We start from the raw sequence: 25,942 nt of genomic DNA, 5'->3' as shown, positions 1-25,942 counted from the left end.
TCATCGAGGGGCCTTCTCGCGCTTGCGGGCCGCGCGTTCGTTTAGAAGCCGCGCACGGGATGCGGCACGTACAGTTCTTCCAGCGACCGGATCTCCTCCGCCGTCAGGGACAGCGATACCGCCGCGGCCGCGTCGTCCAGGTGGTGCGTCTTCGTGGCGCCGACGATCGGCGCGGTGACGGCGGATTTGCCAAGCAGCCAGGCGAGGCCGACTTGGGCGCGGTTCACGCCCCGCTCGGCCGCGATCGCGCCGACGCGCTCCACGATCGCGCGGTCGGCGTCGACGGCGGCGGAGTACAGCGTTTTGCCGAAGAGGTCCGTCTCCGAGCGCTCGCTGACCTCGTCCCATTCCCGCGTCAGCCGGCCGCGCGCGAGCGGGCTCCACGGGATGACGCCGACGCCGGTCTCTTCGCACAGCGGCAGCATTTCGCGCTCTTCCTCGCGGTAGAGCAGGTTCAGGTGGTTTTGCATGCTGACGAATTTCGTCCAGCCGTTCGTTTCGGCCGTATGCTGCGCCTTCAGGAATTGCCAGGCGAACATGGAGGACGCCCCGATGTAGCGGGCCTTGCCGGCTTTGACGACGTCATGCAGCGCCTCCATCGTCTCCTCGATCGGCGTGTTCGGATCCCAGCGGTGGATCTGGTACAGGTCGACGTAGTCCGTGCCGAGGCGGCGCAGGCTGTCGTCGATCTCGCTCAGGATCGCCTTGCGGGACAGGCCGGCGCCGTTCGGGCCCGGGCGCATCCGTCCGTGCACCTTCGTGGCGACGACGACCTCTTCGCGGCGGGCGAAGTCCTTCAGGGCGCGGCCGACGATCTCTTCGCTCGTCCCGTCCGAGTAGACGTTGGCCGTGTCGAAGAAATTGATGCCGAGCTCGAGCGCCTTGCGGATGAACGGCCGGCTCTTCTCCTCGTCCAGCGTCCACGTGTGCGCGCCCCGCTCCGGCATGCCGTAGCTCATGCAGCCGAGGCAAATTTTCGATACTTCGAGGCCGGTCCGGCCCAAACGCGTGTATTCCATCTTCCATTCCTCCCGTTGCGTGCGATTGTAGGTGTCTGTCCATGGCTGAGGCGACTCCTTCCATCATACCGGATAATCCGCTCCAAGCCCAATGCGGGAAGCCTTAATTATTCGCCGCCCGCGGGCGGCAGGACTCGCGGGGCGGAGGGCGAACTTCTTTGGTGATAAGGAAGCGGCCGCCGGCCGGAACAGGGAAGGAGGGGCCGCCCATGGAATTTCGCTTGGCGGACATGAATCGCGCGGCCGCCGCCGAGATTCTCGGCTGGCGGTACGAGGCGCCCTACGATTTCTATAACAACGCGCCGTCCGAGGCGGCGGAGGAGGAGATGCTGGCCGGAGGCTACGCCGCCGTGCGCGGCGACGGCGGCGAGCTCGCCGGCTTCCTCTGCCTGGGCGCCGCGGCCCGGGTGCCGAACGGGACGTACGCGTACGGCGGGGATTGGCTCGACATCGGCCTCGGCATGAAGCCGGAGCTGACCGGCCGCGGCCTCGGCGCGCCGTTCTTCGCGGCCGTGCTGCGCTTCGCGGACGAGCTTTGCGGCGAGCGGCCCAAACGGCTCACGGCAGCCGCGTTCAACCGGCGGGCGATCCGGCTGTACGCGAAGTTCGGCTTCCGCGCGGCGGCCGAGTTCGAAGCGGGCCCGGTCGCCTTCATCGCGATGGTGCAAGACCCGGGCGGGGCGGACGCGGCGGGGAGCGCGCCATGAAGGAGCCGTACGGCCCGCGGCCCGCGTTCGTCGAAATCGCCCGGCCGTCGGCCCGCGCGACGCTGCGGCTGGCCCCCGACGAGCTGCGGTACGAGCTTCCCTTCAGCCCCGAGTATCCGAACCTCGTCTACATCGACCGGCTGACCGACGCCGCCTGGTTCACGCCGCTGCAGATTCACGATTATTTCGAGCTGTGCTTCGTCGCCGCGGGCGACGGCTGGTTCATCCTGGACGGCGCGAAGCATCCCGTCGGCGCGGGCGTCGCGCGGCCGGGACGGCGAATGCTTGAAGGGCGGCGGTTGGTACGGAGAACCGGACTCGCAAAGGTTTGGGAGGAATGGCGGATGGAAGAGCGCGAACCGAAAGGCAATTCGATTGAAGCGTTTGGGACGGAAGGGTTTGAACCGGAAGGGCTTGATTCGGAAAGGGTCGGGGCGGAAGGGCCCGATTCCGGAGTCGGGGGCTTCGCGGCGGGAAGCTTCGGGGCGAACGGGATCAAGGCGGTGCTGTTCGACCTCGACAACACGGTGCTCGACCGCACGCGGATGTTCGGCGGCTTCATGGACGCCTTTTTCGCGCGGTATTTCGGGCACGCGGAGGACCCGCGGGCGCTGCGGGCGCGCGTCGCGGAGCCGGACATGGACGGCTACAAGCCGCGGGAGGCGCTGTTCGCGGAGCTGCTGGACGAGCTGCCCTGGGCGCGGAAGCAGGACCCGGACGAGCTGGCGGCGTTTTATCGGGGCGCCTACTTGCCCTGCGCCGTGCTGATGGACGGGGCGCGGGAGGTGCCCGCGCGGGCGCGGGCGAAGTACCGGACCGGGCTGATCACGAACGGCAAGGCGTCCACCCAATACGGCAAGCTCGACCGGCTCGGCATCCGGGACGCGTTCGACCTTATACTCGTGTCGGAGGAAGCGGGCGCGAAGAAGCCGGACCCGCGCCTCTTCGCGATGGCGGCCGGCGGCCTCGGGCTCCGCGCCGGGGAGTGCCTGTTCGTGGGCGACCATCCCGCGAACGACGTGGAGGGAGCGGCCCGCTTCGGCATGGCGACCGTCTGGATGCGGCTCGGCCGTTCGTGGCCGGACGGCATGGCGGCCGAACCGGGGCGGACGATCGACCGGCTGGGCGAGCTGCTCGCGCTGCCGTAAGCGGACGGAAGCGAGCGGGGAAGAGGCGAACGCGCGAACGGCGTTCGCCGGCAAACGACAAGCGAAGCCGCGCGGCCGCCGTCGAACGGCGCGCCGCGCGGCTTCGCTTGTCCGAACGGCGGGGGCCGCGGGCGCGAGAGCGCGCGGCTGCCGCTTTTTTCCGCTGCGCGGGCAGGCGCGGAATTCGGACGGACAGGGAGATTTTTCCCTTGCATTGCGAACGCGTATTCGGTATATAATAAGGGCATACGAACATATATTCGCGTTCCTGAGGGGGTTCATAGATGTCGAGGCATATCTTTCTGATCGACGGACAGTCCTTCTACGCCTCCGTGGAGAAAGCGGCGCACCCGGAGTACCGCGACAAGCCGGTCGCCGTCGGAGATCCCGCGCGGATGAACGGCATCGTGCTCGCGGCCTGCCCCATCGCCAAGTCCCGCGGCGTGACGACGGCGTCGCGCGTCGGGGAGGCGATGGCGCGCTGTCCGGACCTCGTCGTCATCCGGCCCCGTATGGGGACGTACATTCAGATCTCGTTATTGATTACCCGTATTTTCGAATCGTATACGGAGCTCGTGGAGCCGTACAGCATCGACGAGCAGTTTTTGGACGTGACGGACTCGCTCGCTTACTTCGGCGGGTCGCCGAAGGAGCTGGCCGCGCGCATTCAGCAGCACGTGCTGCAGTCGACCGGCGTCTGGTCGCGGGTCGGCATCGGCCCGACGAAGATTCTCGCCAAGATGGCGACCGACAATTACGCGAAGAAGACCGACGAAGGCGTCTTCGAGTTGTCGTACGACAAGCTGGAATCCACGCTCTGGACGCTGCCCGTGCACCAGATGTTCATGGTCGCCTCCGCGATGACCCGGCATTTCAACCGGATGGGCCTGTCGAGCATCGGCGACATCGCCCGGATGGACTTCGGCGAATTCAAGCGGCGCATGCGGCGCGAGATGGGCAAGCAGAGCGACATCCAGGCGGGCTACTATTGGCAGACCGCGCGGGGGATCGACCCGAGCCCGGTGGAGCCGGGCATCCGGCATCAGCTGAAGTCGGTCAGCCACGGCAAAGCCTTGCGCTGGAACCTGTACCGCGAGCTGAAGGACATCGAGGTCGTGCTGCTGGAGCTGGTCGTGGAGGTATGCCAGCGCACGCGGCGCAACCGGTTCCTGGGCTCGGTCGTGTCCGTGGCCGCGGCGGAAACCGACGGCGCCCGCTCCGCCTGGTTCAGCCGGCAGCTGACGCTGCCGCAGCCGACGTCCCTGACCCACGAGGTGGCGGCCGCCGCGCTGAAGCTGTTCCGGGAGCATTGGCACGGGCTGCCGGTGAGCCGGCTCAGCATCGCCTTGTCGCAGCTGACGGACGACAACGTCATACAGCTGACGCTGTTCGAGGACCGCGCCCGCGCCTATCGCAAGGAGCGGATGATCGACGCCATCAAGGAACGGTACGGAAGCACGGCCATCATGCGCGCCTCGTCGCTGCTGGAGGCCGGCGTGGCGCGCGAAAGGGCGGAACAAATTGGAGGACACTACAAATGAGCAAGCTGGACGGCAACGAACGCTGGAAATCCAAAATGTTATTGACCGAGCACGTGGAGCGCTACGACGAGGGGGAAGCGGGAGAGAACGGGCAAGGCGCCGCGGCCGCGCGCGCGCAGGCGCCCCGGGAGCGGGGCATCATTTCGACGGAGGAGCGGGCCATGCTGCGCGACTATATCCTGCTGCCGCACATGGAGAAAATGGTGGAGAAGAGCATCGCCGACGTGGAGCATATGACGACGGTGCTGAAGCGCGCGTATCTGATGGCGGGGCAGAAGATTTTGGACCGGATCGCGCAGGACCTGTACGGCCTGCGGCGGGAGCTGAAGAAGCGGAACATCCGGATCCTGAACGAGGAGCAGTCCGATCTCGTCGTGTACCACCGCTACTACTGCCGGGGCTACGAGGACCGCTTCGGCATGACGCGCGACGTGATGCGCTCCGAAATCAGCGTGCGGCTGGCCCGGTACACGTCGGAGCTGGCGGCGCTGCTGAAGGAGAGCCCGGTCAAGCCGCGGTGAGCGGGCGGGCACCGCGGGCGATTTTGCTTTACAGCGCCCCCGTCCGTCATGTAGGATAATAAATGAACATAACCGCATAACGCGTTACCGGAGGAGCCTGTCATCGACGGGCTCTTTTTGTCTTTTTTCGGGCATAAATGAAGGCAGCCGGTAAACGCGAAGAACCGCTAGAGGGAGGAAGGCATGGACCAACAAGCCATTTGGGCGATCGGCATTTTCGCGGCCGCCTACGCACTTATCGTTTCGGAAAAAATCCACCGTACCATCGTCGCCATGATCGGCGGCCTGCTCGTCATCGCGCTCGGCATCGTCGATCAGGAGACGGCGCTGCACCATATCGATTTCAACACGCTCGGCCTGCTGATCGGGATGATGATCATCGTGGCCGTCGCGGCCGACACGGGGGCGTTCGCGTACGCGGCGGTCTGGGCCGCGAAGAAGGCGAAAGGCCGTCCCGTCCCGATCATGATCGCGCTGGCGCTGCTGACGGCGGTCGCCTCCGCGTTCCTGGACAACGTGACGACGATTCTGCTGATGGTGCCGATCAGCTTCAGCATCGCGCGGCAGCTCGGCTTCTCGCCGATTCCGCTGTTGATCACGCAGATTCTGGCCTCCAACGTGGGCGGCACGGCCACGCTCATCGGCGATCCGCCCAACATCATGATCGGCAGCGCGGTGAAGGAACTGACGTTCGGAGCGTTCCTCGCGAACCTGGCCCCGATCGCGGCGATCGTCATGGCGGCGTACGTGCCGCTGTTCGCGCTGCTGTACCGCAAGCAGCTGCGCACGACGCCCGAGCGGATGCGGAACCTGATGGACATGGACCAATCCGAGCTCATCACGGATGCCAAGCTGCTCGTCAAGAGCCTGTCCGTGCTGGGCTTGACCATCCTGGGGTTCTTCCTGCACCAGGCGCTGCATCTGGAATCCGCCGCCGTCGCGCTCTCGGGCGCCTTCCTCCTGCTGCTGCTCACGGGCGAGCACCGGATGGAGGAAGCGTTCAAGAAGATCGAATGGCCGACGATCTTCTTCTTCGCGGGCCTCTTCATCCTCGTCTCGGGGCTTGTCGAGACCGGCGTCATGGCCGATCTGGCCGCCAAGGCGATCGAGCTCACGGACGGCAACGTCGCCGCGGCGTCCATGCTGATCCTGTGGCTCAGCGCGATCGCCTCCGCGTTCCTGGACAACATCCCGTTCGTCGCGACGATGATTCCGCTCATACAGGAAATGGGCGCGCGCGGCATCGATAACCTGGAGCCGCTTTGGTGGAGCCTCGCGCTCGGCGCCTGCCTGGGCGGGAACGGCACGCTGATCGGGGCGAGCGCCAATCTCATCGCGGCGGGCCTGTCCGCCAAGGAAGGCCACCCGATCCGCTTCGTCGCCTACATGAAAGTCGCGTTCCCGCTCATGCTGCTGTCGGTCGCGCTGGCGGCCGGTTATATTTACGCGCGGTATTTAATGTAAGGAGGAGGAATGCCAAATGCTGACGTATCAGTTTGACGACAAGCGCATTCGCATGCAGGAAAGCCCGAACGGCGACGACATCGAATTCCGGATCGAGCTGCTTGACGATGCCGAGACGCTCGTGCCGAGGCTGAAGGCGGTCAGAGCTTATTTCGAGGATAACGACGTGCTGACCGACGTGCTGTTCTACGCGTATCCGAACCATGTCTATGCCGCCATCGTGCGGCCGGATTATTACGCCGATTTCGTCCTGCAGCTGATGAAGCATCGGCTGCTGCGGAGCGTGGCGTGGACGGAGTCCTAGGCGGGGGTCAGGGTGAAACATCCTTGATAATTCCTAATTTGGGAGTCGTTATTGCAACCTTATCCCCGCAGGCGCGTCCATTAATCGGAGGGGGAAACGCAGATGACCAAAACGATGGCCGCCGTGCTGCTGGCCGCCGCGCTGCTGGAAGGCTGCGGACGCAGCGACGGCAGCGGGGCCGGCGGCTCGGCCGCGGGCTTTCCGAAGCCGGCGAAGCCCTACGCGTCCGAGGAAGCCGCCAAGAACGGCGACGTCGTGAACGTGCACGGACGGTACACGAACCTGGACAAGTGGCTGGCGTTCGCGGAGCGGGTCGAATCGGGCAAGGACGAACCCGCGCAGGTGCGCGTCACGGCATACACGATCGAGGGCGACCCGATCATCAGCGAGCTGGTTTACGACGGGCAGACCATTCATTTTACGTACGACAACGCGATGGACGCCTTCGGCAAGGACCTGGGCCGTCCGGCCGCGACATGCGCAGGCATCGCCAGGCAGGCCGGCAAGGACGGGATCGTCCTCTACGCGCTCAAGGGCTGCGACGGGGAGGCCGGCGGCTTTTTCAGGCTCGCGGTTCCGGAAAAAGAACTTGGACCGGGCTGACGCGGCCGTGTACAATGAAGCGTATACGCGCGCATCGCGCATATTACGCACATTACGCAGCTAGAGGAAAGGCACCATCATCATGTGGACGTACACCGCCAATTTGGTTCGCGATTTATCCCCGGGGGTGAAGCGTTTCATCGCGACGGAGAGCTTATTCGGCATCGCCTCCGGCATCTTCGCCCTCATTCTTAATTTGCATCTGCTCGACCTCGGCTTCTCCAATGACGACATCGGCCGCATCACGTCACTCGGGGCGCTGACGATCGGGCTTGCCAGCCTGCCCGCCGGCATCGCCGTGAGGCGCATCGGCCGCAAAACGATGCTCGTCGCCGGCATGCTGCTCGCCTTCCTGGCGCTCGCGCTGTTCGGCGTCGCCACGAGCCTGGCCGCGATCACGGCGGCCCAGCTCATCTGGTCGCTCGGCATCACGGCGGTCGTGAACTCCGAGATTCAGCTGATCTTCCAGTACTGCCGCACCAAAAAGGAAGAGACGAGCGCCTATTCGCTGCTGTTCGCCATGTTCACGTTCTTCACCGGCGTCGGCACGTGGCTCGGCGGCTATCTGCCGCAATGGCTGCCGGGCCACACGACGGTTTACCAGTACGCCTTTTTCGTGGCCGGCGCCTGCCTGGGGCTCTCGGGCATTCTGCGCGGCCTGCTGCTGCCGTCCACGCACGCCCGGGCGGAAGCCGCCGCGGGGCCGACGGCCTCCCCGGCTTCCGCGGCGCCTGCCGCGCCGAAGCCGAGGAAGCGGCGCGCGACGGCGTTCCTGCTGGCGCTGTCGCTGCTCGTCTTCAGCTCCGGCTTCGCGTACGGGCTGCTCAGCCCGTTCCTGAACGTCATCCTGAAGTTCCGCTACGCGATGGCGGACGGGACGATTTCCGGCCTGCTCGCGCTGTCCGGCTTCTTCTTCTTCCTCGGCTCGATCGTCATGCCGTACGCCGTGGAGCGGTGGGGAAGCCGCCGGACGTTCGTCTTCCTGTTCCTCTACAACGCGGCGATCGTGGCGCTGATGGCCGCGGCCATGCCGGCCGCCGCGTTCGCCGTGCTGCTGCTGCTCCGCGGCACCGGCTTCACGATGCTGAACAACTTGACGGACAGCGAGTGTATGTCGGCCGTGGCCGAAGCGGACCGCAACCTGTTCGCGGGCCTGCGGACGGTGTCGCGCAGCGTCGGCAACACCATCGCCTCGTACGGGGCGGGGATTATTTTGGCGGGCAACCATTATTCGCTGCCGTTCCTGCTGACGGCTGCCGCCGTGCTGGCCGGGTACGCCGTGTACGCTTGGTTCGTGCAGGGCATGCTCGAGCGCCGGCCGGAGGGACAGACGTAGCGGGAGCGGCAGCCATTCCGCACGGAAGGAGCGATCGCCATGGATCGCAAGGTTCCGCACGCCATTACCCGGCGCGCGTTTCTCGGCACGACCGCGAAGCTCGCGATCGGCGCGGCCGCGCTGTTGGCCGGCAGCACCGGCCTGTTCTACTACGGCGCCGTGACGCACCGAAAGTCCCCGGTCCAGGGACCGCCGCCGGGCAATTACGCCAGGGTCGGCGCGGTCGCGGACTTGGAGCGGCTGCGCGGCGTGACCCGCGTCGATTACGACGCGGAATACATCGACGCATGGTATACGAAGCCGGCGAAGGGCTTCGTCTATATCGCGGCCGGCGAGGACGGCAAGCTGCTCGTCCTGTCGCCGGCCTGCTCGCATCTCGGCTGCTCGGTGGTGCCTGCGACCGAAGCGCAGCGGGCCGGCCGTCCCGAGACGTACTTCTGGTGCCCCTGCCACGGCGCGGAGTTCGACGCCGCGGGCGGGGCGACCTTCCTGGTCGAGCGCGGATTGGATACGTTCGAGCCGGTCTTCCTGGACGGCAGCGTCTACATCGATATCATGAAGCCGATTCCGGGCGCGGGCGCCTGAAGACGGCGCGAAGAACCCTGTCTTGGCGGACAGGGTTTTTTTGGCACGCGCGGCGAGGTATAATGGCACTGAACGCATGCCGCGACGGACGGCATGCGAAACCGCAGGGGCAAGCAGAATCGCGAGAAAAAAGGAGCGTGCACGACATGAACAGCAAGGAACGGTTTTCCGACCGGGTGGACACGTACGTCAAATTCCGGCCGACCTATCCGCAGGAGGCGATCGACTACTTGTACGGGCCCGTCGGCTTCGACGCCGGCTCGGTCATCGCGGACCTCGGCGCGGGAACGGGCATTTTCTCGAAGCTGCTGCTGGAACAGGGAAGCCGGGTCATCGCCGTGGAGCCGAACGACGAGATGCGGACGGCCGCGGTGGAGACGCTGGCGCGGGAGCCGCAGTTTCTCGCCGTGGCGGGCTCGGCCGAAGAGACGACGCTGACGGACGCGTCCGTCGATTTCATCGCGTGCGCGCAGTCGTTCCACTGGTTCGACCGGGCGGCCGCGCGGACGGAATTCCGCCGCATCCTGAAGCCGGACGGGAAGGCGGCGCTGATCTGGAACTCCCGCCTGACGGAAGGCACGCCGTTCCGGGAAGGGTACGACGCGCTGCTGAAACGGTACGCGACCGATTACGAGCAAATGACGCACAAAAACATCGCCTCCGCCGACCTCGCCGCGTTCTTCCGGGAAGGGACGATGCGCGAGGCGCGCTTCGGGATGAGCCAAGCCTTCGACTACGAGGGACTGAAGGGCCGGCTGCTGTCTTCGTCGTACAGTCCGATGCCGGGCCATCCGAACCACGAGCCGATGCTCGCGGCGCTGCGGCGGCTCTTCGACGAGACGAACGAGGACGGCAGAGTCGCGTTCGACTACGAGACGGAAGTGTACTGGGGCGAGGTATAACCCCGGCCGCAGGCATAGCCGCCGCGGGCGGGCGCAGCTCCGGACAAGCGGTTGTCCGGGGCTGCTTTTTTGTTTGGCGCCTGCGGTTCAGCGGACGTACCAGTACAGCGCGAGCTCCGTCATGACGGACGGAATGCCCATCTGCCGCAGCATGGCCGACATGTTGCCGCGGTGGTAGGTGCCGTGGTTCACGATCTGCAGCGCCATCTCGGACAGCTTGACGTCCCGGATGCCGGCATACGGATTATCGAGCGTCAGGACCGCGTCGAGGTCGTCTTGGCGCCTCAGGAACGCGGCAATCTCTTCGCCCTGGGAACGGAACGCGGCTTCGGCCGCGTCCAGGGAGAGCGCGCGGATTTCATCGTCCAAGGGGGCGGTCGCCTCCATGGCGTCGGCCATGCGGAGCCCCTGCATCATTAGCAGCCAGCCCCGGTCGACCCGGTAAATATGGGCCAGCGCGTCGGCCAGCGTCGGAAACGAACTCGTCACTTCCCGGCGATACGCGTCCCCGGGCAGCTCTTGCAGCCGGCAGATCATCGTCACGTTCGCCCAATTATGGAATGCGATCATCTCCAGCGCGTGGTGGGTGTTCCGTTCTTTCATTTTCATCAGCCTCCGTCGTCGTTTTCGGTGGTGTTCCGAACCGCCTGACTTCATTTTAGCGGATCATTCCTGACAGCTAATTGTCAGGGTTTCAATATTTATTTCGAAGGAGGGCCCGCATGGCGCAAATCTGGTTCGACCCCGGCACCTTGACGGTCAGCTGCGGGCCGGAAACCGCGACGCTGCTCGCCAAAGAATACGCGCTGCTGCGGTTCTTGTACGACCGGCGCGGGCAGGTATTCTCGCGCGAGCAGCTGCTCGACCACGTCTGGCCGGGCCAGTACCCGGACGAGCGGACCGTGGACGATCACGTCTACCGCCTCCGCCGGAAGCTCGCCCGCCTGCCGCAGCTCGCCGTCGCGACCGTCCGCGGCTGCGGCTACAGCCTGCGCGTGACGGAGGCGCCCGCGGCGCCGAATCCGTCCGTCCTGGACGAGGAGATCCGCTCCTCCGTGCAGGGCTTGTTCCGCAAATACCATCTGTACGGCCAAGGCCGCTCCATGCTGACGCTGGCCGCCCAGCAGGACGCGCTCGGCATCGAGGTCGACGCGTTCTATGGCGTGTACCTGCGTTTCATTCAAGGCGATTTGGCGTGGTTTCTGCATACGGACGACGCGCCGCCCGCCGACCGCCTCTATTGGGTGCTGTTGTTCTACGCCTACTTGGCGGATCCGCTCGACAGCCTGGCGCGGTTCGAGCGGGCGCTGGAGCTGCGGGTGCTGGCGCCGGACCAGCGGCGCGAGCTGTATATTTTGAACATCGTCGACCTGTACGCCGACACGGGGCGGATCGCGGAGGCGGAGGCGCGGCTTGCCGTCGCCCGCGAGGTCGTGGAACGCGATGACCTGACGGCCGGCTTCGCCATGCCCGTGGCGCTCGCGGAGCTGTACGTCCGCATCGTCAAAGGCGACCTCGAGGCCGCGGCGAGCGGCCTCGAAGCGCTGGAGCGCATGCTGGCGGCTGCGCCGTACTTGCGGGAAATCGGCCGTTTCCATCTGCTGCGGGCGATGTACCTGCTGCGGTCCGGCCGGACGAAGGAAGCGGCGCAGGCCGTCGATGCGGGGCTGCACGTCTTGCGGCAGTCGGAAAACGTGCCGCTCCTGCTCCAGTCCGTCCGCCAGCTGCTGCTCGGCCTGGACCGCCCGCCGGCCGGGCAGGCGGACGCCATGCCGGGCGGCAAGCCGGACGCCCGGCGCGCCGCGCTCCGGCGGAAGCTGGAGGCGCAGCGGGCGGAGCTCGAACGGGAGCACGGCTACGGCGAGCTCCTCGGCGAGGCGAGAGCGATGCTCGAGCGCTGCTTAACGTAAAGCCGCCCGAATGCGACATCTTCGTTTCGTCTGACAGTCCTCTGATAATTCTCCGTTACGATGGTTCCAAGGCCTTAGGAGGCGACTCGGGAATCGGAAGGAGAACGCATCATGACGAGAAGAAAAGCAACGCGCGGCGCGCGCGCGGACAGCCTGTGGGGGAACCGCGTCTTCGCGCGGATGTTCGCCGCCTACGCGGGCGCGGCGATGGGGGAATGGTTCGACGCGATCGCGATCCAGGTGCTGATCGTGTACCGCTGGGGCGCGGGACCGGTGACGCTGTCCTGGATCCCGGTCGTCATGGCGCTCCCCGGCCTCTTGCTCGGCACGCTGGCGGGCGTCGCGGCCGACCGGCTGCCGCGCATTCGGCTCATGCTGCTGAGCGACCTGTTCACGGCGGCCGTTACGGTCGCGATCCTGGCGGCGCCGAACGTGTACGCGCTCATCCCGCTGCTGACGCTGCGCGCGGGGGCCGCCGCGTTCATCGCGCCGGCCCAACAGGCCGTCACGCGGCATATCGTCCCGGCGGACCAGCTGCTGCGGGCGACGACGCTGAACGGGATGCTGCAGCAGAGCGCCAAGATCGCCGGTCCGCTCGCCGGCGCGTTCGTCCTCGCGGCGCTGTCGCCGGGCGCCTGCATCCTCGCGCACGCGGCGGCCCGGCTGCTGTCGGCGGGCCTGCTGTGGACGGTCCGCTCGGCCGAGCCGGACCCCGCGCGGAACCGGGAAGCGGAGAAGCGCCCGTCGGCGGCCGCGGAATGGCGCGAGGGGCTGCGGGCGGTCGTCCGCGCCAAGCCCGTGCTGCACGCGCTGCTCTTTGGGTTCGTCGGGCTGACGGCCATCCTGATGGTCGACTACCAGTTCGCGATCCTGCTTCGGGAGCTGGCGCCCGGCCGGCCGTCGCTGCTCGGCTGGCTGATCGCCGCGATCGGCGCCGGGTCGGTCGGGATCATGCTGCTGCTGAACAAGCGCAAGCGCCTTCCCTACGGCTGGGGCCTCGGCGGCGGCTATGCCCTGCTCGGCGCGGCGATCGCGGGCCTCGGCATGCTGCCGGTCGGCGCGCCGGCCGCGGCCGTGCTCGCGCTGGGCTTGCTGCTCGGCGTCGGGAACGGGGCGTGCATCGCGACGAAAATCTATCTGCTGCAGAAGGAGATGCCCGCGGCGCTCATCGGCCGGGTGTTCGGCGTCGACCAGACCTTGACGAGCCTCGTCATGCTGGGCGCGCCGCTCGCCGGCGGCCTGCTGATCGACGCGGCGGGGGCGCGTCCCGTGTTCGCGGCGTTCGGGTGGGCGACGGCCGGCGTCGGCGTGCTCGGGCTGCTGCTGGCGCCGGTTCTATGGGGGCGCCGCGGCGCGGGCGCGGCCGAGGAAGTCCGGCCGGAAGCCTCACATTCCGCGTGAGATTAAGAGGAAGGAGCCGCGGCTCCTTCCTCTTTTCGCGCCGTTTTCGGCCCCTGATTGTTTCTTTCACTTGCGCATATTTTGATCCATAGACTAATAAATTTGGGTTAGAGTTCACTTGTGAAGGAAGTGTGGCGATGGGGAGATATCGATGGAAGAAATGGCGGAAATTCCTCCTCTGGCTGCTCGTGATCGCGATCGTCCTCTGGTACGTGCTGACCGGCGGACCGACGGTGCTCGCGGTGGCGCTGAGCATTCTCAGCCTGCTGGTGCAGCTGCTCTTTGCCATGGCCTTCATGATCGTGCAGTTCGTCGCGCTCTTCTGGTTTCTGGCGCGGGGTCGAACGTATTGGGTCCTGCCCGGCGAAACGGGCGCGACTTGGGACGATTACCGGGGCAATCCCGAAATTGTGGACAACGCGAAGCGGATCGTGACGCTGCTCGGCGGCGTCAAGGATTTCAAGGAAATGGGCGGCGAAGCGATCCGGGGGTTCCTGCTGTGCGGGCCGCCGGGCACCGGGAAGTCTTACCTGGCGCAGGTCATCGCCAACGAAGCGAAGGTGCCGTTCGCGTACGCGTCCGCGCCGAGCTTCCAAAACATGTTTTTCGGCGTCGGCAACATGAAGGTCATGCGGCTGTACAAGAAGGCCCGCAATCTGGCGAAGGTGTACGGCGCATGCATTATATTCATCGACGAGATCGATGCGATCGGCATGAGGCGAAACGGCGCCGGAGGCGGCGCCATGCTCGGGATGATGGGCATGGGCGGCGGCTCCGGGCTCTTGAACGAGCTGCTGCTGCAGATGGACCCGCCGAACCTCGATAACGGCAAAATCGCGAAGCTGCTCCGCTCGCTCGGCCTGCGGCGCAAGAAGGCGGAGCGACCGGCGGTGCTGACCGTCGCGGCCACGAACCTGCCGGAGGTGCTGGACCCCGCGCTGCTTCGCCCGGGACGGTTCGACCGGCAGCTGTGGGTCGACGCGCCGGATTACGACGGACGGATCGATATTTTCCAGTATTATTTGAAGAAAGTGAAGCACGACGAAACGCTGACGCCGGAGAAAGCCGCGCTCGACACGATCGGCTACAGCCCGGCGCAGATCAAGCATATCGTCAACGAATCCGTCGTCATCGCGCATCAGCGCGGCGCGCAGCTGGCCACTTACCTGGATTTCCGCGTCGCCATGGAGACGTACGAATGGGGCCTCAAGCAGCCGCTCCGGTCGATGAGCGAGGACGAGAAGCGCAACGTCGCGTATCACGAGGCGGGCCATGCGGTTGCCCAATATTTGCTGAAGCCGCACGAGCGCGTCTGGAAGGTGACGATCATCCGGCGCGGCAGCGCGCTCGGCCTGGCGGCCACGAAGCCGACGCACGAGCGGTACAACCGGAGCGACAGCGAGATGTTGGCGGGCATTCAGGTATGTCTGGCCGCCCGGGCGGTCGAGGAGGAGTTCCTCGGCAAGAAGCTGAACGGCGTCACGTCCGACCTGCAGCAGGCGACGTCGATGGCGGGCGCGTATCTCGGCATGGTGGGCATGGGCGACGAGCTGTTCAGCTTCCTCGCGGCGGGCTCGCATCAGGAGGCCTTGAAGACGCTCCGGCCGAAAATCAACGAGCTGCTGAGGGACCAGATGCAGCAGGTCAAGAAGCTGGTGAGGGACCATGCCGAGTTCGTGCACCTCATCGCGGAGGAGCTGTTGAAGCAAGGCGACCTGACGGGCGAGGAGATCGAGGGGCTTTACGTCTCGCTGTACGGCCGCACGCGGCCGGAGCCGCCGAAGGTGACGGCGTCGGGACAGGAAGCGGGCGGGAACGGCGCGGCGAAGGCGCCCGCGTCCGAGGCGGAGGAGCCGGCGTCCGAGCCGGAGCCGTCCGGCGAGGAAGGGGCCGGGGGCGGGGAACCGGAAGACGATGAACGGAGCCGATGAGCGTGCGGCCGCAGGCGCCGCGCGTGGGAGCCGGGGAAGCGCTCGCCGGGGCGATGGCAATAATGAAGCGGGATACGGAAAATTTTAATCGAAACGCGAAAAAACCCGCTTGCTAAGGCGGGTTCTTTCGCATGGTTCGGGAGGCGGCCCGGCCGGGCACGGCGCGTTTAGGCGAAGAAGCCGAGTCCCCGGCGCCGGTCCTGCCGCTTGCGCGCCCGGCCTCGGCCGCATCCCCGTTCCTCACGTCTCGTGCAAAACCTCGCCCGTCCGCGACAGGTCGTAGCCGGCGATGGCCTGAAGCTCCCGCTTGAACGCGTCGGACCGGAGGATGCCGAGCAGCTCCGGGATCCAAGGCCGCGAAGCGGCGTGCTTCAGGACGACGAGGTCATACTGCTCGTCGATGAGCGGAATGAAGTCGACGTCTTCGACGAGCGAGGCGGCCTTCTCGCTGCCGACGCCGACGTCGGCCCCGCCGGCGGCGACTTCGGCGGCGACGCCGAGATGATTCGTTCGCACGAGGTCGTACCCGAGCAGCCGGTCCGGCTTCATGCCGCGCAGCAGGAGCTGCTCGTCGAGCAGCACGCGGGCGCCGGAGCCGCGTTCGCGGTTGACGAGGCGCAGCCCGGGCCGGCCGAGGTCGTCCCAGCCCCGCAGGCCGAGCGGATTGCCGCGCGCCACGTACAGCCCGGCTTTGCGGGCGAGCAGATGGACGACGAGATAGGAGGCGCCGACGAGCAGCTTGCGGATGTAGGGCAGATTGTAGCGGCCGGTCTCGCCCTCGAGCAGATGCGTGCTGACGATGTCGGCTTCGCCCTTGTACATCGCGATGAGGCTGTCCATGCTGCCGACATGCGCCCGCAGCGGACGCGCTCCCGGCAGCCGCTGCTCGAGATGCTTCGCCAGGATGTCGAGGCTGACGTCCTGGCCGGTGATGACGAGCGGGCGCACGCCGGCCGGCCGCGCGGCGAAGGCGGGCGGCGGCGCCGCTTCCGCGGCCGGGAGCGGCCGTTCGGCGAAGGCGATGCCTTTGGCCCGCTGCTTGTACGCGTCGAGATCGGCGGCATCGATCCGCATCTGTTTGCCGACGCGGTAGGAGGGCAGCTCGCCCTTCTTGATGAGGTCGTAGACCGTCAGCTTGGAGATTTTGAGCAGCTTCGCGATTTCTTCGGTCGTATAGGATTCGTCGCTGGCCATGGTCGGGTCCTCCCGCGTAAGTTTAATTGCCGCATGCCGGCCGTTTGATTGCCCTTATTGTACCATATCCTGCCGGGACGCGTTTGGCAGGGACCGCCGGGCCTTGCTATAATGCGGGTTATACGATCGGATTCGGGAGGGCTGTCGAAGCATGATGGGGAAGAAAAAACGGCTTGCGCCGTTCTTGCTGCCGGCGCTCGCCGCCGCCTTGGCCGGCTGCGGGAACGCGGGGAGCGGCAGCGATGGCGCGACGAACGGCGCTCCGACGGGGCCGGAGCGGGCGCGGGTCGAGCTCGTCGTCTCGGCCGCGGCCAGCCTGACGGACGCGCTGACGGAACTGAAGCCCGCCTTCGAGGCGGCGAACGACGGCATCGCGTTGACCTATAATTTCGGCGCGTCGGGCACGCTGCAGAAGCAAATCGAGCAGGGCGCGCCCGCCGACGTGTTCCTCTCCGCCTCGGACCGCAACATGGACGCGCTGCTGGATCAAGGTCTCGTGGATCCGGCGCGCGAAGGCGGCTTGCTCGGGAACGAGCTCGTCGTCGTCGTGCCCGCGGGGACGACGGGCGCGCGGACGCTCGGCGATTTGGCGGGAGGCGGCGTGAAGCGGCTCGCGATCGGCATTCCGGAAAGCGTTCCGGCGGGCGGCTACGCCAAGGAAGCGCTGACGAACGCCGGCCTGTGGGGGAAGCTGCAGCCGAAAACGGTACAGGGCAAGGACGTCCGGCAGGTGCTGCAGTACGTCGAGACCGGCAACGCGGACGCGGGCTTCGTCTACAAGACGGACGCGCTGACGTCGAAGAAGGCCGGCATCGCGTTCGTGGTGGACCCGGGGCTTCATGCGCCGATCCGGTATCCCGGCGGCGTGCTGAAGGCGAGCAAGCATCCGGCCGAAGCGGCGGCGTTCTACGATTACTTGCGGACGCGTGCCGCGGCGGACGTGTTCGCGAAGTACGGCTTCTCGGTCGCGGAGGAAGGAAAGTAAGCGCGGCGAATCGGGCGCGTGGGGCGGAAGTGCGCGTCGTCCCGCCTGTTCGAACGCAGGAAAGCGGTCCCGGGAGCCGGGACCGCTTTCCTGCGTTCCGCGACGGTTGCTGCCGCCGCGTCCGGGCGGGAACAAAAACGCGGAGTCGTCCCAAGGGCCCCTCGGCGTTTTGTTCCCATTATTCCGCTACGCGCACGTACACCCGCTCGCCGTGCTTCTCGACCGCCACCGGCGATTCGAAGAACGCGCTCAGGCCGTCCGTCGTCAGCACGTCCTCCGTCCGGCCGCTGCGGACGACCTCGCCGTCGCGGATGAGCAGCGCGTGCGTGAACGCCGGCAAAATCTCCTCCGTGTGGTGCGTGACGTAGATGAGCGTCGGCGCGTCTTCGCTCCCGGCCAAGTCTTTGATGCTGGCGAGCAGCCGCTCCCGGGAGAACAGATCGAGCCCGTTGCACGGCTCGTCCAGGATCAGGATGCGCGGCTTCGCCATGAGCGCCCGGGCAATGAGCAGCTTTTGCTTCTCGCCCTGGGAGCAGGTGCGGAACTCGCGGTCCCACAGATGGGCGCAGCCCAGCTTCGCCATGAGCTCGCGGGCGAAATCCAGCTCCTCGTCGGTCACGCGCTCGTACAGTCCGATGGTGGCATGCTTGCCGCTGATGACGATATGCTGCGTCCGGTCCGAGGCGTACAGCTTCTCCTGCAGCGACGTGCTGACCCAGCCGATTTCCTTGCGGAGCTCCCGCAGGTCGACTTCGCCGAAGCGGCGGCCGAGCACGCTGACCGCGCCTTCGGACGGCCAGAAATACCCGTTGACGAGATTCAGCAGCGTCGTCTTGCCGGAGCCGTTCAAGCCCAGCAGCGCCCAATGCTCGCCCGGCGCGACCTGCCAGCTCACGTCCTTCAGCAGCGTCAGCTGCTCGCGCCGCCATGTGACATGTTGAATATCGATGATCATGAGAAGTGCGTCAAACTCCTTTCGTGATGCCTTGCCTGCTTGCAATTGCGGCAATGCGCCGTCCGTCTCCTTGCCCATTGTACGCCTGTCTTCGCGATTCCTCAATCGTTTCGGCCGCCGTTCACGCCGCGTCCGATCCGCGCGTCAGCTTGGATTCGCGCGGCAGCAGGAAGGCGCAGACGCCGATCAGCGGCAGGAAGGCGCAGAGACCGACGACGAAATCGGGCGCCTTGGAGTCCATCAATCGGCCCCAGCAGCACGGAGCCGAGGCCGGCCATGCCGAACGAAAGGCCGAAGAAGAGGCCGGATACCGTGCCGACGTGACGCGGCAGCAGCTCCTGCGCGTAGACGATGATGACGGAGTAGCCGGATATGAGAATCATGCCGATCGCGCAGCAAAGGAGGAGCGCGGCCGCCGGGCCGACATGCGGCAGCAGCAGCGAAAACGGCGCCGTCCCCGCGACGGAAATCCAGATCATCGTTTTGCGGCCGAAGCGGTCGGCGAGCGGTCCGCCGAGCAGCGTGCCGGCCATGCCGGCGAACTGCAGCGCGAAGAGGCAGATTTGCGCGGTCGAGCGGCAGATGGTAGCGCTCCATGAAGTGGAACGCATAGAAGTCCGTCATGCCGGCGATGTAGACGAATTTGGAGAAAAGCAGGGCGATCAGCAGCGTCATCGTGCCGGCGACGAACAGCCGGGAATGCGTCGGGCGCGACGGGGAGTCCAAGACCGCGGCGACGGCCTTCTTCGCCGGCGCGGCCGCGGCCAACTGCCGCTTGTACCAGCGGCCGACGACGGTTTGGACCGCGATGCCGAGGACGGCCGCGACGGTGAACCAGAGGAAGCCGCGCTGCCCGAGCGGCAGCAGCACGAAGCCGACGAGCAGCGGCGCGAGCGCCCGGCCGGTGTTGCCGCCGACCTGGAAGACCGACTGCGCCATGCCCCGGCCGCGCCCCGCCGCCATCCGGGCGACGCGGGAGATTCCGGATGGAGGACGGAAGCGCCGGCGCCGATCAGGGCGGCCGCGGCGAGCAGCAGCCCGAGGTATCCGCGTACGCGAAGCCGAGCATGCCGAGCAGCGAAAACGCCATGCCGAGCGGCAGGAGGCCCGGCATCGGCCGGCGGTCGGACAAGCAGCCGACGAGCGGCTGCAGCACGAGGCGGTAATGTTGAGCACGAACGCTACCCAGCCGATCTGGGTGAACGAGAGCCGCATCGTGGTTTGGAAGAGCGGAAACGCGGACGGCACGGCGGTTTGCATCGCGTCGTTCAGCAGGTGCGCGAGGCTGACGCCGCAGCTTCAGGTTCGCTCGACAGCCGAGTCGGCGCAAAGAGCGGTACGAGGTACCGTACATGCGGCCGCCAACCGGCTTGCGGCCCAAACCAAAGAGCCGCGCTCACGCCCGCTGCGTCTCGGCCCCGGGGGACGCGTCCTGCCGCGCGGCTTTGCGCCGTCGGCCGAACGCCGCCCAGACGAACGCCAGGTTCAGCAGGCAGAGTACCGCGAGAGCGAAGTAGACGTTGCCGAACACGGCGGCCGCGCCCGCGTGGCCGAATACGCCGAACGCGGGGGAGGCGCTCCCGCTAGCGGCGCCGTCGACGAGCTTGCTGACGACGGCGCCGGCGATCGCGCAGGAGAGGAAGTTCCCGAGCGTCAGGATGCCCATGCCGACCCCGGTTTGTCCCGCGGGCAGCGTCGAGGCGACGAGCTTCGTCATCCCCGCCTGGTAGAACGCGGCGCCGACGTTGCCGAACACGAGGCAGGCCGCGACGTAGCCCGCCGCGCCGCCGCTGAACAACGAGAGCGCCAGCTGCCCGGCCGCGAGGAGGATGAGCGCCGCGACGATGATGAAGAGGCTGCCGCGGCGGTCGGCCAGCTTGCCGCCGTAGCGGCCGAAGACGGCGGCGCTCATGGCGGCCGGGAACATCAAGAGGCCGATCGCCGACGTGCCGAGGCCGTTCGCCGCGTTCAGCAGCATCGGCGTGACGAAGGTGACGGTGAACGAGACGGCGTAGACGAGGAAGCTGCTGAACAAGCCGGAGCGGAAGCCGCCGCTGCGGAAAACCGCCGGCTGCACGAACGGATCCGCGGTCCGGACGATCCGCAGGACGAACAGCGCGAGCAGCAGCGCGCCGGTCAGCGCCAGCCAGCCGCTCCACTGCGTGATGCCGAGCATGAAGAGCGTGACGGAGCCCCCGAGCAGCAGCGCGCCGAGGGGGTCGAATTTGCCGTTCCGCGGTTCTTCGTCCGGCAGCCACTTGCGCAGAAACGGCAGCGCCGCGAGCGTGCCGATCGAAATGAGGAAGAGATAGCGCCAGTCGAGCCAGCCCGATACGAAGCCGCCGACGATCGGCCCGACGCCGGACGCGAACGCGATGGCCGAGGCGAGGATGCCGAGCACGCGGCCGCGGCCTTCCGGCGCGTACAGCCGGACCGGCACGATCATGACGAGCGCGGGAATGGAGGACGCGCCGGCGGATTGGACGAAGCGGGCGGCCAACACCGTCGCGTAATTCGGCGACAGAAAGCCGAGCAGCGAGCCCGCGGCGAAGAGGAGCAGCCCGATCGTGAGCAGCCGGCGGAGCGGGTACCGGTCGGCCAGCTTGCCGTACGTGAGCGACCCGACCGCGTAGAGGATCGAGTAGCCGGTGATGACCCAGCCGGCCTCGGACGGCAGCAGGCCGAACGCGCGCGAAATGTCCGGCAGGGCGATGTTGAACATCGTGACGTTCATGACGGAGAAAAGCAGGATAAAGCAGAGCAGGCGGATAAGCTTGTCGGCGCGGGGTTGCGATTCCATGGACGATCGGCCTTCTTTCGAAATAGATTGAGCTTGCAGGATACGGGTTTTGAACGCATAGACGTTAGTTAGCGCACACTAACATGCAGGCCGTAAAAAAACGGCCTAAGCCGTCATAGCGATGCGTCAGCGCGGAGATAAGGCGCGCGCGAACAATTTCGCGCCGTTGTCGATGAAATCGGCGATCGGGAGATCGGCCAGCAGATTCGGGCCGCCGGGCATCCGGCTGAGAAACGCGCCGTGGTGAAGCCACAGGTAGGAAGCCGCGTTCGTGGCGGGATCGACGTCCGCCAGCTTCCCTTTCTCCTTCATCGCTTCCAAATACCCCGTCAGCATCTCCTGCAGCGCGCGCGGATGCTTGCGGATCCGTTCGGCCAGACTCGGAATCGACCGGCTCTCCGATTGGAAGATAAGCAGAATGCGGCTGTTGCGCTCCATCAGCTCGTGATACGTCTCGCCGATCAGGCGCAGGTCCCGCTCGAGCTCCCAGACGATCCGTTCGGCGAACAGCTTGCGGAATTCCACCGTGTAGTAATACCGGTCGACGGCTTCCTCCAGCATGTTCAGCTTGCTGCCGAACTGGCGGAACAGCGTCATCTCGCTGACGCCGGCGGCGGCGGCGATGTCCTTCGTCGACGCGCCCTTGTACCCGTGCTCGGCCATCAAGTCGACGGCGGCGTTCATGAGACGCTCCCGGGTACCCGATTTGTGACGGGGGTCGTTCTCTGTCACTGGCGTGCCACCTTTCTGAATGCATGTTAGCGCTAACTAACAATATCGATTGATGCTATCATATTCGATGGGGAGTCGGGCTGTCAATCGCCATTAGCGGCCGGCCGCGCATCAAAACAGCTCCCGGGAAAATTCCCGGGAGCTGCCAGGCCGAATGGAAATCGGTCGTTGCGAGCAGACAAGTCCGACAAACTCGGCTGTCGCTCTTTCGCTATAGAACGCGCCTGCCTTACGGCTTGGCCGGCAGACCGTTCGCCTGGCGTACGAGCGCGAAGTACTGATCGGCGCGAACGGCGGAGAAGCTGCCGCTGTCGAGCGAGCCGTTCAGCGCGACGACGTCCGAAGGCGTCATGCTCCAAGCCAGCAGGCCGAGCGAGACGAACAGCGGAGACTTGCCGTCCCATTTCGCTTTCGCCTCGTCGAGGATGCGCTTGCCGTCCTGGACGGTACTGATGCCCTGGATCGTCGAGACCGGCAGCTTGCCGCCTTCGATCGAGACGCCGTAACGGTCTTCCCAGCTGAGGAACAGACCCGGCACGCGGTACTCGTTCGCGTAGGCGTTCAGCTTCGCTTCGCTCAGCGGCACGTTCTGGCCGTCGACGCGGTTCAGCACGTACGGAATCGTCATGCCGGTCTTCTTCAGGTAGGAATTCGTCTGCTTCAGGTACGGCGCGAACGTGTTGTCCGGCCAGGCGTTCGGATAGAAGTACCCGGCGCCGGACGGTCCGGCGATCAGCTGGTCGTTCGGCGTAGCCGTGCTCAGGTAGTGGTCGAGCATCGCCGGCGCGCCGTCGTACAGCAGCGGGCTGGACGTCCAGTTGATCGGCACCTTGCCGCGGTTCGGATCGTCCCACAGGACGCGCAGCCGGTGCTCGTTGTACTGGAAGTTGTCGCCCTCGCTGAACGTATAGGTGACGTAAATTTTATTTTCCAGCTTCGGCGTCTTCGCCGGAGCGGGGAGCTTCGCTTTCAATTGCGTGCCCGAGAAGACCGACATGTTGCTGAACCAGTCCGCCGCCAGCACGTAGACGCTGTGATTGGACGTGATCTCGACGGAGTTGAACTCGCCTTGAACGTCGTTGCTGAACCAGCCCAGGTACGGCGTGCCCGGCTTGACGTCGGAGAGGATCTTCTCGAACAGGGCGCGCTGCTCCGGCACGTTGGCGTCGAGCCAGAACACCATCGCCTTGTTGGCGACCGCGTAATCGCGCAGGTAGCCGTACGGCTCCTTCTGCTCCGAGGAGAGCGGCTGCTCGTTGCCCGCGGACACCTTGTACTGGTTCCACATATCGACGGAAGCGGTCAGCTGCTTCGCGCCGGCCGGAACCGGGAACTTGTAGACGAAATAACGGCCGTTGTCGGCAAAGCGGTGGCCGCCGCTGCCCGTGGAGAGCTGCGAGCTCTGCGCGTCGTAGAGGAACGGCTCTTCCTCCGGCGTGCCCGGCACGAAGCGGGCGATCTCTTGGCCGTCCGCCTTGACGGTGACTTCATGCACGGCGGTGCCCCAGCCGTCTTGGGGGAAGGCGTCGTCGAACCGAAGGAAGACGGCGTCCTTGCCGAGGAACGGCGTCAGGTCGAGGTCGTAGACCTTGCGGTTCTTCGCGTCGCGCTCCTGCGTCGTGTCTTGGGCGATCGTCTTGAAGGAAGCCGGGAAGCCGTCCGGAATGCGGATGGACGTGTCCGGGCTGAGCCCGACCAGCATCCGGTGCGTCGTCTGGCTCCACAGATTATCGTATTGCCACGTGTAAGCGTCGAGCCGATCCTTGAATTTGCCTCGCAGGTCGTCAAGGATCTTCAAGCCGTAAGGCGCGGCGGCGAGCTTCTCCGCCAGCCCGGGGCTGGCGACGACGGCGTCCTTCAGGCCGGCGAGCGTCGTGGCGACGTTGATGGAATCCGGCACGTTCGGATCGTAGACGATGACGCCCTTGATCTCGTTCTTGAACGTCTTCACGATATCCCAATAGTTGTCGCGGACTTTATACGGCACGTCCAGGTCGTTCAGCCAAGTGAACTTGCCTTCTTCCTTGCTTTCGAGTACGTACAGGCGGGGTTCCGCGCGGTTGACGATCCCCTCCAGCGTCGTCAGCATGATTTTGGCGTCGCCCGGCAGATCGTAAATGTCGGCGACTTCGAGCTGCTTGACCTTGGCGAAGCTCGGAAGCGCCTGATCGGCCGGCCAGGAAATGCCGCTTCCGCCTTTCTGTGCCGTCTGAACGGCGGGGGATTCCGCGGAGGCGCCGACCGTGAAGGTCAGCGTGCACGCCAGCGCGAGTCCCGCGGTCGCAATTTTTCGCATCATGAATTGGTACACCTCATCCTCGTCGAATTGGTTGAACTTGGAATCATGCCCTTCCTCTTGATCCTCGCCGGAGGGCTGCGTTCTCCAGCCCCGATATCCGGCTTATGCTTCGCGTTCACCTCCGAAGAAGCTTCGACTGAACCCAAGATGGCCTTACACGTTGAGTCAATTTATATTTAATATATTGTATATGTACTTACAATACTTTCGACAAAAGTTCTTACAAATTCCTATCAGAGCCCGTACGCGATTGGGTCGAAAGGTGCAGAACGATCCTGTAAAAAGGGCGAGTAGGCGCAAAGAATCACCCTTGCGTACCCGCAAACAAAAATATATTATATATACTAATATGATAGCGAAGATTGGTGATATGGAATGAGTACAGCCGACCGAGTGCCGTTATACCAGAAAATCCAGGATTACATCCGCGACTTGATCGAATCGGAAGGGCTGAAGGAAGGCGACCGCATTCCGACGGAGAAAGAACTGATGGAACGCTTCAACGTCAGCAAAATCACGGTCGTGAACGCGCTGTCGGGCCTCGCGAACGAGAAGGTCATCTCGCGCGTGCCGGGCCGCGGCAGCTTCGTCAGCGGCAAGGCCAAGGACGCCGCGGCGGATTCGCAGGGGACCTCGCCGGCGTTCGGCCACGGCGCTCCCGACGGGGGCGAGGCGGGCAAGCGCCAAGGCGGCATCGGCCTCGTCATGCCGTCGATTTACGACTTTTTCGCCATCCGCCTCGTGGAAGGCATTCGCAAAACGCTGGAGGAACGGGGATTCCGGTGCATCATCCTCCTGTCCGGCGGCGAGCTGCAGAAGGAGATCGAGGCGATCCAGACGCTCAAGGACATCGGGGTGGAGGGGCTGCTGATCTTCCCGGTGGACGAAGAGCGCTATAACGACGAGATTCTCGCGATGAAATTTTCCGGCTTCCCGTTCGTCCTGATCGACCGCTTCCTGCCCGGCGTGGAGACGAACTACATCGCTTCGGACGGCCGAATGGGCGCGGGGCTCGCCGTGGACCACCTGTGGGAGCTGGGGCACCGCGAAATCGCGATCTGCTCCGATTCCCCGCTGCAGACGATCACGGTGCAGGAACGGATCGAAGGCTACATGAACGCGCTGAAGAACAAAGGGGCGCTGATCAATCCCGCCCACATGATCACGGATTTTCGCATGGACGAAGGGGACGAGACAGAGCGCCATCCGCTGTACCGGTACATCCGCAACCGGATGGCGACGGCGTACGTCACGCTGAACGGCAGGCTCGGCGTCGAGATCTACCGGATGGCCCGCCAGGCCGGCCTGAACGTGCCGGGCGACGTATCCATCGTCAGCTTCGACGACCCGACCTCCGTCGTGGAGGACTTCAGCCTCTTCACGCACGTCAAGCAGTTCGAGCAAGACATGGGCTGCCGGGCTGCGGAAATGCTGCTGCAGATCATCGAGCGGGGCAGCGGCAGAGGGTTCAAGTACATGAAGACGCTCATCGAACCCGAGCTGGTCGTGCGCCAAACGTCCGGCCCGCCCCGTCAGGCATAACGCCGCCCCGTCTTGCCCCAAACCGGCTTCCGGCTTTCCCGGAAGCCGGTTTTTTTGCGTTCC

22 protein-coding genes and 1 pseudogene are annotated in these 25,942 nt (G+C 65.7%); 15 read left to right on the top strand and 8 right to left on the bottom strand.

The features are described 5' to 3' along the window. Positions 1 to 41 precede the first annotated feature (41 nt). Positions 42 to 1,019 carry an aldo/keto reductase gene (locus BMZ79_RS05310; RefSeq protein WP_090637327.1) on the bottom strand — a complete coding sequence of 326 codons (978 nt, stop codon included), beginning with the start codon at positions 1,017 to 1,019 and terminating at the stop codon, positions 42 to 44. Positions 1,020 to 1,228: 209 nt separating this feature from the next. Here BMZ79_RS05310 and BMZ79_RS05305 point away from each other — a divergent pair, with 209 nt between their 5' ends. The 10 genes from BMZ79_RS05305 to BMZ79_RS05260 all read left to right on the top strand — a co-directional run bounded on the left by BMZ79_RS05305 (position 1,229) and on the right by BMZ79_RS05260 (position 10,130). Further along, entirely contained in the window at positions 1,229 to 1,726 is a 498-nt protein-coding gene (locus BMZ79_RS05305) for a GNAT family N-acetyltransferase (RefSeq protein WP_090637325.1), read from the top strand. Next, positions 1,723 to 2,874 carry an HAD family hydrolase gene (locus tag BMZ79_RS05300; RefSeq protein ID WP_256252569.1) on the top strand — a complete coding sequence of 384 codons (1,152 nt, stop codon included), beginning with the start codon at positions 1,723 to 1,725 and terminating at the stop codon, positions 2,872 to 2,874. The genes BMZ79_RS05305 and BMZ79_RS05300 overlap by 4 nt, the downstream gene beginning before the upstream one ends. A 284-nt stretch (positions 2,875 to 3,158) precedes the next feature. Beyond that, the gene (locus BMZ79_RS05295) at positions 3,159 to 4,415 is read left to right on the top strand and encodes a DNA polymerase IV (RefSeq protein ID WP_090637323.1); all 1,257 of its coding nucleotides are present in this window, start codon (positions 3,159 to 3,161) and stop codon (positions 4,413 to 4,415) included. After that, the gene (locus BMZ79_RS05290) at positions 4,412 to 4,936 is read left to right on the top strand and encodes a YhjD family protein (protein ID WP_090637322.1); all 525 of its coding nucleotides are present in this window, start codon (positions 4,412 to 4,414) and stop codon (positions 4,934 to 4,936) included. Before BMZ79_RS05295 ends, BMZ79_RS05290 begins: the two co-directional genes overlap by 4 nt. Positions 4,937 to 5,119: 183 nt before the next feature. Then, positions 5,120 to 6,400, top strand: coding sequence for an ArsB/NhaD family transporter (locus BMZ79_RS05285; RefSeq protein ID WP_090637320.1), 1,281 nt, complete (start codon positions 5,120 to 5,122; stop codon positions 6,398 to 6,400). Between the two features lie 16 nt (positions 6,401 to 6,416). Further along, positions 6,417 to 6,704, top strand: coding sequence for a hypothetical protein (locus BMZ79_RS05280; protein WP_090637318.1), 288 nt, complete (start codon positions 6,417 to 6,419; stop codon positions 6,702 to 6,704). A gap of 102 nt (positions 6,705 to 6,806) precedes the next feature. After that, the gene (locus BMZ79_RS05275; RefSeq protein WP_090637316.1) at positions 6,807 to 7,307 is read left to right on the top strand and encodes a DUF4362 domain-containing protein; all 501 of its coding nucleotides are present in this window, start codon (positions 6,807 to 6,809) and stop codon (positions 7,305 to 7,307) included. Between the two features lie 82 nt (positions 7,308 to 7,389). Next, on the top strand, positions 7,390 to 8,643 hold the full coding sequence (locus BMZ79_RS05270) for an MFS transporter (protein WP_090637314.1): 1,254 nt from the start codon (positions 7,390 to 7,392) through the stop codon (positions 8,641 to 8,643). Positions 8,644 to 8,682: 39 nt separating this feature from the next. Then, positions 8,683 to 9,228 (top strand): QcrA and Rieske domain-containing protein, encoded by a 546-nt coding sequence (locus tag BMZ79_RS05265; RefSeq protein ID WP_090637312.1) that lies wholly within the window; start codon positions 8,683 to 8,685, stop codon positions 9,226 to 9,228. 146 nt (positions 9,229 to 9,374) lie between these two features. Beyond that, positions 9,375 to 10,130 carry a class I SAM-dependent methyltransferase gene (locus BMZ79_RS05260; RefSeq protein WP_090637310.1) on the top strand — a complete coding sequence of 252 codons (756 nt, stop codon included), beginning with the start codon at positions 9,375 to 9,377 and terminating at the stop codon, positions 10,128 to 10,130. Positions 10,131 to 10,217: 87 nt separating this feature from the next. Here the strand turns inward: BMZ79_RS05260 and BMZ79_RS05255 are convergent, their stop codons facing one another. Continuing rightward, positions 10,218 to 10,733 (bottom strand): DinB family protein, encoded by a 516-nt coding sequence (locus BMZ79_RS05255; RefSeq protein ID WP_090637308.1) that lies wholly within the window; start codon positions 10,731 to 10,733, stop codon positions 10,218 to 10,220. A 119-nt stretch (positions 10,734 to 10,852) separates the two neighbouring features. Here BMZ79_RS05255 and BMZ79_RS34665 point away from each other — a divergent pair, with 119 nt between their 5' ends. From BMZ79_RS34665 to BMZ79_RS05240, 3 genes are all read left to right on the top strand, one after another. After that, complete coding sequence (locus tag BMZ79_RS34665) at positions 10,853 to 12,040, top strand: winged helix-turn-helix domain-containing protein (RefSeq protein ID WP_090637306.1); 1,188 nt, start codon at positions 10,853 to 10,855, stop codon at positions 12,038 to 12,040. Positions 12,041 to 12,151: 111 nt separating this feature from the next. Next, positions 12,152 to 13,441, top strand: a complete 1,290-nt coding sequence (locus BMZ79_RS05245; RefSeq protein WP_090637304.1) for an MFS transporter — start codon at positions 12,152 to 12,154, stop codon at positions 13,439 to 13,441. A 137-nt stretch (positions 13,442 to 13,578) separates the two neighbouring features. Further along, on the top strand, positions 13,579 to 15,372 hold the full coding sequence (locus tag BMZ79_RS05240) for an AAA family ATPase (RefSeq protein ID WP_090637302.1): 1,794 nt from the start codon (positions 13,579 to 13,581) through the stop codon (positions 15,370 to 15,372). Between the two features lie 240 nt (positions 15,373 to 15,612). Here the strand turns inward: BMZ79_RS05240 and BMZ79_RS05235 are convergent, their stop codons facing one another. After that, positions 15,613 to 16,566 carry a helix-turn-helix transcriptional regulator gene (locus BMZ79_RS05235; protein ID WP_090637301.1) on the bottom strand — a complete coding sequence of 318 codons (954 nt, stop codon included), beginning with the start codon at positions 16,564 to 16,566 and terminating at the stop codon, positions 15,613 to 15,615. Positions 16,567 to 16,717: 151 nt separating this feature from the next. Between BMZ79_RS05235 and modA the strand changes: the two genes are divergently transcribed. Next, positions 16,718 to 17,551 (top strand): molybdate ABC transporter substrate-binding protein, encoded by an 834-nt coding sequence (gene modA, locus BMZ79_RS05230; RefSeq protein WP_256252568.1) that lies wholly within the window; start codon positions 16,718 to 16,720, stop codon positions 17,549 to 17,551. Between the two features lie 178 nt (positions 17,552 to 17,729). Here modA and BMZ79_RS05225 read toward each other — a convergent pair whose 3' ends face one another. From BMZ79_RS05225 to BMZ79_RS05205, 5 genes and pseudogenes are all read right to left on the bottom strand, one after another. Further along, positions 17,730 to 18,506, bottom strand: a complete 777-nt coding sequence (locus BMZ79_RS05225) for an ABC transporter ATP-binding protein (RefSeq protein ID WP_090637299.1) — start codon at positions 18,504 to 18,506, stop codon at positions 17,730 to 17,732. Positions 18,507 to 18,627: 121 nt separating this feature from the next. Next, a pseudogene (locus tag BMZ79_RS05220) lies at positions 18,628 to 19,799 on the bottom strand (MFS transporter); the annotation flags it as partial. A 103-nt stretch (positions 19,800 to 19,902) separates the two neighbouring features. Further along, positions 19,903 to 21,306: an MFS transporter gene (locus tag BMZ79_RS05215; RefSeq protein ID WP_090637297.1), complete on the bottom strand. Its 1,404-nt coding sequence runs from the start codon at positions 21,304 to 21,306 to the stop codon at positions 19,903 to 19,905. A gap of 126 nt (positions 21,307 to 21,432) precedes the next feature. Continuing rightward, positions 21,433 to 22,038 (bottom strand): TetR/AcrR family transcriptional regulator, encoded by a 606-nt coding sequence (locus BMZ79_RS05210; RefSeq protein ID WP_256252567.1) that lies wholly within the window; start codon positions 22,036 to 22,038, stop codon positions 21,433 to 21,435. A 229-nt stretch (positions 22,039 to 22,267) separates the two neighbouring features. Next, a complete protein-coding gene (locus BMZ79_RS05205) occupies positions 22,268 to 24,337 on the bottom strand; it encodes a GxGYxYP domain-containing protein (RefSeq protein WP_090638684.1) in 2,070 nt (689 codons plus the stop codon). Between the two features lie 375 nt (positions 24,338 to 24,712). On the opposite strand from BMZ79_RS05205, the gene BMZ79_RS05200 reads away from it, so the two are divergent. Continuing rightward, positions 24,713 to 25,879 carry a GntR family transcriptional regulator gene (locus BMZ79_RS05200; RefSeq protein WP_090637293.1) on the top strand — a complete coding sequence of 389 codons (1,167 nt, stop codon included), beginning with the start codon at positions 24,713 to 24,715 and terminating at the stop codon, positions 25,877 to 25,879. The last annotated feature ends 63 nt before the right edge of the window (positions 25,880 to 25,942 follow it).

Origin of the sequence: Paenibacillus sp. UNC496MF, assembly GCF_900113915.1 — a bacterium.
Classification (GTDB): Bacteria; Bacillota; Bacilli; order Paenibacillales; family Paenibacillaceae; genus Paenibacillus_Z; species Paenibacillus_Z artemisiicola.
The sequence above is the reverse complement of the archived record's forward strand: the minus strand, read 5'-3'. Positions and strand labels throughout refer to the sequence as shown.

Coding starts and splice junctions, on each gene's coding strand:
- BMZ79_RS05310 (WP_090637327.1), bottom strand. CDS start 1,019: ATGGAATACACGCGTTTGGGCCGGACCGGCCTCGAAGTATCGAAAATT.
- BMZ79_RS05305 (WP_090637325.1), top strand. CDS start 1,229: ATGGAATTTCGCTTGGCGGACATGAATCGCGCGGCCGCCGCCGAGATT.
- BMZ79_RS05300 (WP_256252569.1), top strand. CDS start 1,723: ATGAAGGAGCCGTACGGCCCGCGGCCCGCGTTCGTCGAAATCGCCCGG.
- BMZ79_RS05295 (WP_090637323.1), top strand. CDS start 3,159: ATGTCGAGGCATATCTTTCTGATCGACGGACAGTCCTTCTACGCCTCC.
- BMZ79_RS05290 (WP_090637322.1), top strand. CDS start 4,412: ATGAGCAAGCTGGACGGCAACGAACGCTGGAAATCCAAAATGTTATTG.
- BMZ79_RS05285 (WP_090637320.1), top strand. CDS start 5,120: ATGGACCAACAAGCCATTTGGGCGATCGGCATTTTCGCGGCCGCCTAC.
- BMZ79_RS05280 (WP_090637318.1), top strand. CDS start 6,417: ATGCTGACGTATCAGTTTGACGACAAGCGCATTCGCATGCAGGAAAGC.
- BMZ79_RS05275 (WP_090637316.1), top strand. CDS start 6,807: ATGACCAAAACGATGGCCGCCGTGCTGCTGGCCGCCGCGCTGCTGGAA.
- BMZ79_RS05270 (WP_090637314.1), top strand. CDS start 7,390: ATGTGGACGTACACCGCCAATTTGGTTCGCGATTTATCCCCGGGGGTG.
- BMZ79_RS05265 (WP_090637312.1), top strand. CDS start 8,683: ATGGATCGCAAGGTTCCGCACGCCATTACCCGGCGCGCGTTTCTCGGC.
- BMZ79_RS05260 (WP_090637310.1), top strand. CDS start 9,375: ATGAACAGCAAGGAACGGTTTTCCGACCGGGTGGACACGTACGTCAAA.
- BMZ79_RS05255 (WP_090637308.1), bottom strand. CDS start 10,733: ATGAAAGAACGGAACACCCACCACGCGCTGGAGATGATCGCATTCCAT.
- BMZ79_RS34665 (WP_090637306.1), top strand. CDS start 10,853: ATGGCGCAAATCTGGTTCGACCCCGGCACCTTGACGGTCAGCTGCGGG.
- BMZ79_RS05245 (WP_090637304.1), top strand. CDS start 12,152: ATGACGAGAAGAAAAGCAACGCGCGGCGCGCGCGCGGACAGCCTGTGG.
- BMZ79_RS05240 (WP_090637302.1), top strand. CDS start 13,579: ATGGGGAGATATCGATGGAAGAAATGGCGGAAATTCCTCCTCTGGCTG.
- BMZ79_RS05235 (WP_090637301.1), bottom strand. CDS start 16,566: ATGGCCAGCGACGAATCCTATACGACCGAAGAAATCGCGAAGCTGCTC.
- modA (WP_256252568.1), top strand. CDS start 16,718: ATGATGGGGAAGAAAAAACGGCTTGCGCCGTTCTTGCTGCCGGCGCTC.
- BMZ79_RS05225 (WP_090637299.1), bottom strand. CDS start 18,506: ATGATCATCGATATTCAACATGTCACATGGCGGCGCGAGCAGCTGACG.
- BMZ79_RS05215 (WP_090637297.1), bottom strand. CDS start 21,306: ATGGAATCGCAACCCCGCGCCGACAAGCTTATCCGCCTGCTCTGCTTT.
- BMZ79_RS05205 (WP_090638684.1), bottom strand. CDS start 24,337: ATGATGCGAAAAATTGCGACCGCGGGACTCGCGCTGGCGTGCACGCTG.
- BMZ79_RS05200 (WP_090637293.1), top strand. CDS start 24,713: ATGAGTACAGCCGACCGAGTGCCGTTATACCAGAAAATCCAGGATTAC.